The organism is Flavihumibacter sp. CACIAM 22H1, assembly GCF_001601815.1.
Classification (GTDB): domain Bacteria; phylum Bacteroidota; class Bacteroidia; order Chitinophagales; family Chitinophagaceae; genus Flavihumibacter.
In genome coordinates this window covers 1-6,162 of record NZ_LUKG01000070.1, presented here as the reverse complement: position 1 = coordinate 6,162, position 6,162 = coordinate 1, and the positions used below count along the sequence as shown (strand labels likewise).

Genomic DNA, 6,162 nt, shown 5'->3' with positions numbered 1-6,162 from the left:
CAGCACAGCCCAGGATTACCGGTTTTTTTTGTTCCAGGAGAAAAGCACAAACCGCCGATAGGTTGGGAAAGGAGCCGGTTATAACCATGGGTGCTCCATTGTTTAAAGCCATATGCAGCAACTTGGTTCCGTTGGTGGTAGTCAGTACCACCGTTTTATTTTCTACAAATGACCGTGGATATTCAAAGGGGGAGTTTCCATAACTTAAGCCGGGTGCCACTTTCCCGTCTCGCTCACCAGCCGTAATAGCGCCTAATTGTCCGCCCAGCTCAATGCAACGGGGAACCGAGTCTACCGGAATAACAGAGCTGGCACCATTGTACAATACCGTAGCAATAGTAGAAGTAGCGCGTAATACATCAATGATAACGACAATACTTTCGCGTACATCATAAAGGTGTAAGAGGGCCGGCGAAAGTGAAGTGTAGAGACTTGGGCGATTATTCATGGGGTGCAAAGATAGGGTGCAGTTACAAAAACTGTCTCCATCGCTCCGATTCAGCTGTCTGTTTTATCATTAAATTCCTGGTTTCCAGTAACTTAACCAAATAGTTATAGAGGTAAAACCGATCCATCAGCCTGCCCAGCATACCGTAAGGCATCTCATAATGGAGCTCATCAATCATGATGGTACCATTTTCAACGGGTTTAAAATGGTGGTTATGAACAAATGATTTGAAATCGCCTTCCATCATTTCATCAATAAAATGGACGGGTGCGCGGAGGGCGGTAATTTTTGATTTGTGAAACCTGGTTTTACCCAGGTGTTTGCCTTTCCAGGTAACGGTATCGCCTAATTGAATAAGTCCGTTGGTGGTACCTGCAATAGCTTCTTCATTGGTGGCGGCCATTGATTTTTTATGCAGGTCAATATTTCGGGAAAGGTCAAAAACCCTTTCTACGGGGGCCAGTATAAAGCAGGTTAGATGAATTTTCGGCATGGGTTATTGGCTGAGCTTTTTCCGTCTTTCCATAAGTTCTCTCCAGGTGGTAAGAATAATGCCTTTTTCCCTGATGTATTTTTTTACCGCAGGCGATAACATGCCCAGCAGGTCTGCTTTTCGCCGGGGACCGCTGTCACTGATATGTTTAAACAGTTCTGAAGGTTGGGTGCAGTGCATGATCAGCATGGTAAGGCCGGGCCGGCATTCTTCCAGGGCCTGAATGTATTGCCGGGTGGCATAGGCTTGCAGCGCCTTGTCTGACTGAAGGGCTTCAGCCGGAATGATCCAGCCATAACTTTTATTGTGCAGGTCGTCCAAAACGGGCAGGCCAGCCTTCCAGAGCAGCTGGCCTAGCTGGGTTGTTTCTGCTTTACGTTGGGCCAGTGCAGGGTCGTCCGCAAATAGCACGGTATTATGTCCGCCCGGAAGCATTACGGGAATCTTTTCCCGGATACCGATCTGAATATATTGCATGGTAAACCGGGGATCAGCAAATACCGTTCCCATATGTGTATCGAGATGGGTCGGTTCCCAGCCCATTTGGCGGGCACGGTTAATTTGTGCGGAAATTTCTTTTCCTACTTCTTCGGGTTGGGCGTTTTTTACTACCTGTTCAACGGAAGCATACATAGCACCGGTACTGGTATCAACCAACCCGGGTACAGCCGGGGCGCCACTCAGGGGCCCCCATTTGTACAACTGCCATTCTGCATTTAAGGTAAGGTGCAGGCCGGCATCAATACGGGGGTTTTCTTTCAGCCAGTTTATGAACTGGGGTACCCAGGGGCAGGGCATCATAATGCTGACGGAGCTGGCCACCCCTTCGGTGAGTGCGCGCATAGCCCCGATATTAGCATCATAACTCATACCGGCATCATCCACATGTAGTATAACCACCCGCGCACCTTTGGGAAAACCGAGTTGCTCTGCATAGGTTGGGTGGCTTAGCTGCGCTTTTGAATGCACCGTTACCAGCAGGAATACTGCCCATACGAATTTCCGCATTGAAGAAAATTTGACGGATGAAAAGATACAAAATAGCCGGGGCTTTATTCCATTGCAGTAGCCGATTTCTCCTGGTTGGCTCTTTCCAGAAAAAGGGTTTGGGTGGGGTATGCAAAATCGATCTGGTTGTTTTCAAATGCCTCAAAGATGGTTTGGTAGATTTCTTGTTGAGCATTCATAAAGGCCAGGTAATCGGGGGTTTGAATAAAATAAACCGTTTCAAAATTGATACTGAAATCGCCAAAACCCGACAAATGTGAACGATCGAAAGCGGCAATAGATTGGGCTTTAATGGCCGCTTCAATAATACCGGGGATCTGTTTCAGTTTAGCAGCAGGGGTTTGGTAGGTTACACCAATAGTGAAGCTTATCCTCCTTCTTTCCATGCGTTTAAAATTGTGCAGGGCGGTATTGGTTAACTTGGTATTGGAAACAATAACCTGTTCGCCGGTAATGCTTCGTATGCGGGTGGTTTTTATACCAATGTATTCAACCGTTCCTGTTTTGCCTTCGGCATTCACAAAATCACCGATCTCAAACGGCTTATCAAAGAAGATCACAAAATAGCTGAACAAATCACCCAATATGGTTTGTGCTGCCAGTGCAATGGCGATACCACCAATACCCATACCAGCAATGATGGTGGCCACATCATACCCCAGGTTGTCTAACAGAAGTACAAACCCTAAAAACCATACAATTGCTTTGAGCACCAGCATAACTCCTCTTAACTGCCTGATTCGTTCGGGTGTTTCCTGCCTTTTTTCCATAAAGCCTTTGATCAGGGCTTCCAGGATATGGTTCACGAGGCGAACAAAATAATAAAGCGTAATAACGGTAATAGCTACCCGAAGTATATTCTCCAACCTGGGATGTAATACCAGGTGGGTAATAATATTGTAATTAATGAAGAGATAGGCATACGGAATAATGAATTTTTCCACGCCTGCCACTACCATATCATCGTACTGGTTATTGGTGGAAGAAACCAGCTGCTGAAGTTTCCGGACAGCATATTTTTTTATAACCCGTACAATAACCCAGGCAACCAACATGCTGAGGGCAGCAATGAGATAGGCCATATAGGTATTTCCCCAAAAACTCTGATTTAGCAATTCTTTCATGCGTGAAAAAGTTTAATGAAAAATAAACGGCAGGCGGTGGGTGTAGGAGTTGCAAAATTACAAAAAAAAGGCCGCATCGGAACTCCGGTGCGGCCTTTCTAATGAGATCTTAACGATTAACTAAAGGGCATTTTAACTACTTTGGCCTTTAGTTTTTTGTCGCGTACCTGGATATAAATTTCTGATTCCGGTTGTGCATGACCGGTAGCAATATAGCCCATTCCGATAGCTTTTTGCAGGCTGGGTGCCTGGGTACCACTGGTTACTTTTCCGATAGGGTTTCCTGCTGCATCGGTGATCAGGTAATCATGCCGGGGAATTCCTTTATCAATCATTTCAAAGCCCACCAGCTTGCGTTGAACACCGGCTGCTTTTTGTGCCTCTAAAATGGATTTAGCGGTAAAATCTTTGGTGAATTTGGTGATCCAGCCCAGTCCGCCTTCGAGCGGAGAAGTGCTGTCATCGATATCATTTCCATATAAACAATAACCCATTTCCAGGCGAAGGGTATCTCTTGCACCCAGGCCAATGGGTTTAATTCCGGCGGCAGCACCGGCTTCAAAAATGGCGGCCCAGATGGTATCGGCGGCCCCGTTGCTGTCTTCAAAATAAATTTCCACTCCACCAGACCCCGTATACCCGGTAGCGCTTATTAAAACATTGTCGACACCTGCAAAGCGGCCTTTTACAAAGGTGTAATATTTGAGGTTGAGGATGTCGAGCTCGGTCAGTGGCTGAATAATTTTAGTGGCATTCGGCCCCTGGATAGCCAAAAGGCAGGTTTTATCAGAGATATTATGCATTTCTACCCCGCCGGTATTAAATCGGCTGATCCAGTTCCAGTCTTTTTCAATATTACTGGCATTTACGACCAGCATATATACCTGGTTTTCTTCTATGCAGTAAACGATCAGGTCGTCTACAATACCACCTGTTTCATTGGTTAAGGCGCTGTATTGTGCTTTTCCCTTGGTGAGTTTGGCGGCATCGTTGGTAGTTACCCGTTGAATCAGGTCAAGGGCGCCTGCCCCTTTCAGGATAAATTCGCCCATATGACTTACATCAAATACGCCGGCATTGGATCGAACAGCCGCATGTTCGTCATTAATTCCGGTATAGGAAATAGGCATATTATACCCTGCAAACGGTGCCATTTTGGCTCCCAGAGCAAGGTGTTTCTCTGTAAAAGGCGTATTTTTCATTGGCTTGCTGTTAGTGTGGCGCAAAAGTAGCGGGAAACTGGGTTATATGAAAATACCATTAAAATAAGCTGTCTAATTAACTAATAATCAATTTATTATGAATTAATGGACGGCTTCCACCCCGGTAAACCGGCCATTCTGGACTACCTTTGCACCATGCCTGCATTACAAAAAATCAGTATAGTTGGCAGTGGAAGTTGGGCAACTGCCCTGGTAAAAATTTTCTCAGAAAGCGGTGTTCAGGTGACCTGGTTATTGCGGTCACCGGCCCATGTGGACCATATTTTATTACATCGGAGTCCACAGCATTATCTGAAATACCTGTCGCTGAATCTCGATCGAATTAATCCGGTTTCATCAATTGATGCTGCGATTAATGCCGCTGACCATATTTTATTTGCTGTACCCTCGGCCTACCTGGAAGCCACCCTTGCCGACTGGGAAGAACCTCTACCGGAAGGCAAACAGCTACTTGTTTCCATCAAGGGCGTGGTACCCGGAACCGGTGCAATTCCTTCCGTTTTCCTGGCCAGGAAATTGGGTATGAACCCCAGAGATTGCCTGGTAGTAGGCGGCCCCTGCCATGCGGAAGAAATTGCGATGGGCCGGCGAACCTATCTTACGATTTCGGGTCATTCGCAAAAAATGGTAGGGGCAGTGGCCAACGCCGTGCAATCGCCTTACCTGAAAGTAATTACCAATTCAGACCCCATGGGGGTGGAGTTATCGGCCATTATGAAGAATGTAGTGGGCATAGCGGCTGGCATTGTAAGAGGTATGAATTTTGGGGATAATTTCCTGGCCGTAGTGATCAGTAATGCGCTGCGCGAAACAAAACTGCTGATAGATACCCTGCATCCGGCCCCGCGTGATATGAACGATTCGGCGTATTACGGCGATTTACTGGTAACCGCCTATTCAGGATTCAGCCGGAATGGCGCATTCGGGCAACTAATCGGAAGGGGTTACTCCGTTCCGATGGCGCAAACACATATGCAAATGGTGGCCGAAGGTTACCCGGCAGCAAAAGGTTTGTACCAGCTGGCTAAAACTGCCAAACTTCAGTTACCGCTGCTTTCAGCGGTATACCGGATATTATACAAGCAATCCTCACCGTTTAATGAAATGAGGCTGCTTGAACATTATTTAAGATAAAATAGATAGTATGTTATTATTAGCGACCGATCTGGATGGAACATTTTTAGGTGGTAAGAGTGCCGACAAACAGCAATTATACCGGGTTATCCGCGAGAATCCTACTATCCGACTCGTATTTGTTACCGGGCGTGGATTGGAAACCGTTATTCCCCTGTTAAATGACCCGGTTATTCCGAACCCTGATTATATTATATGTGATGTGGGCGCTACCGTGGTAAATGGAAGAACCCTGGAACCGATTCAGCCGATTCAGTCAGAAATTGAAAACAGGTGGCCCGGGTCATTGGTGGTAACCAACCGGCTGAAAGATATTCCCGGTTTAAGAAGGCAGGAAGTGCCCATGACCCGTAGAAGTTCCTATTTCTTTGACCATGAAACCGATATGGAGCAGTTGCGGCATTCAGCAGCTGATCTTGGTTGTGATGTGCTGGTATCGGCCGGAAAATTTCTGGATGTTTTACCCCCCGGCGTAAACAAGGGATTTACCCTGAAACAACTGGTCAAATTGCTGAATGTGCCGGCCGATTCAATACTGGTAGCAGGTGATACGCTGAATGATTTATCGCTCTATCAAACCGGTTATAAAGGAGTAGTGGTAGGAGCTGCTGAACCTGCCCTGGTAGAAGCCACTGCCGGACAATCCCTTATTTACCAGGCCGAACGGGCCGGTTGTGGCGGAATCCTGGAAGCCTTCCGGGCATTCGGCGCTTTCAACCAGTACGACCCGGC

General features: G+C 46.8%; 7 protein-coding genes. 2 read left to right on the top strand and 5 right to left on the bottom strand.

Annotated elements, in window-relative coordinates; all coding sequences use genetic code 11:
* The 5 genes from A1D16_RS16520 to gcvT all read right to left on the bottom strand — a co-directional run.
* On the bottom strand, nucleotides 1-448 hold a 448-nt coding region (locus A1D16_RS16520; RefSeq protein ID WP_290711512.1), incomplete at its 3' end, for a 2-phosphosulfolactate phosphatase.
* A 22-nt stretch (nucleotides 449-470) separates the two neighbouring features.
* Nucleotides 471-941 (bottom strand): SRPBCC family protein, encoded by a 471-nt coding sequence (locus A1D16_RS16515; RefSeq protein WP_290711510.1) that lies wholly within the window; start codon nucleotides 939-941, stop codon nucleotides 471-473.
* A gap of 3 nt (nucleotides 942-944) precedes the next feature.
* Complete coding sequence (locus tag A1D16_RS16510) at nucleotides 945-1,949, bottom strand: polysaccharide deacetylase family protein (protein ID WP_290711508.1); 1,005 nt, start codon at nucleotides 1,947-1,949, stop codon at nucleotides 945-947.
* 44 nt (nucleotides 1,950-1,993) lie between these two features.
* Nucleotides 1,994-3,073: a mechanosensitive ion channel family protein gene (locus A1D16_RS16505; protein WP_290711506.1), complete on the bottom strand. Its 1,080-nt coding sequence runs from the start codon at nucleotides 3,071-3,073 to the stop codon at nucleotides 1,994-1,996.
* Between the two features lie 116 nt (nucleotides 3,074-3,189).
* Nucleotides 3,190-4,275 carry a glycine cleavage system aminomethyltransferase GcvT gene (gene gcvT / locus A1D16_RS16500; RefSeq protein WP_290711504.1) on the bottom strand — a complete coding sequence of 362 codons (1,086 nt, stop codon included), beginning with the start codon at nucleotides 4,273-4,275 and terminating at the stop codon, nucleotides 3,190-3,192.
* A 156-nt stretch (nucleotides 4,276-4,431) separates the two neighbouring features.
* On the opposite strand from gcvT, the gene A1D16_RS16495 reads away from it, so the two are divergent.
* Both A1D16_RS16495 and A1D16_RS16490 read left to right on the top strand, forming a co-directional pair.
* On the top strand, nucleotides 4,432-5,430 hold the full coding sequence (locus A1D16_RS16495; protein ID WP_290711502.1) for an NAD(P)H-dependent glycerol-3-phosphate dehydrogenase: 999 nt from the start codon (nucleotides 4,432-4,434) through the stop codon (nucleotides 5,428-5,430).
* 10 nt (nucleotides 5,431-5,440) lie between these two features.
* Nucleotides 5,441-6,162: HAD-IIB family hydrolase (locus A1D16_RS16490; RefSeq protein ID WP_290711500.1), on the top strand; the 722-nt coding region annotated here is incomplete at its 3' end.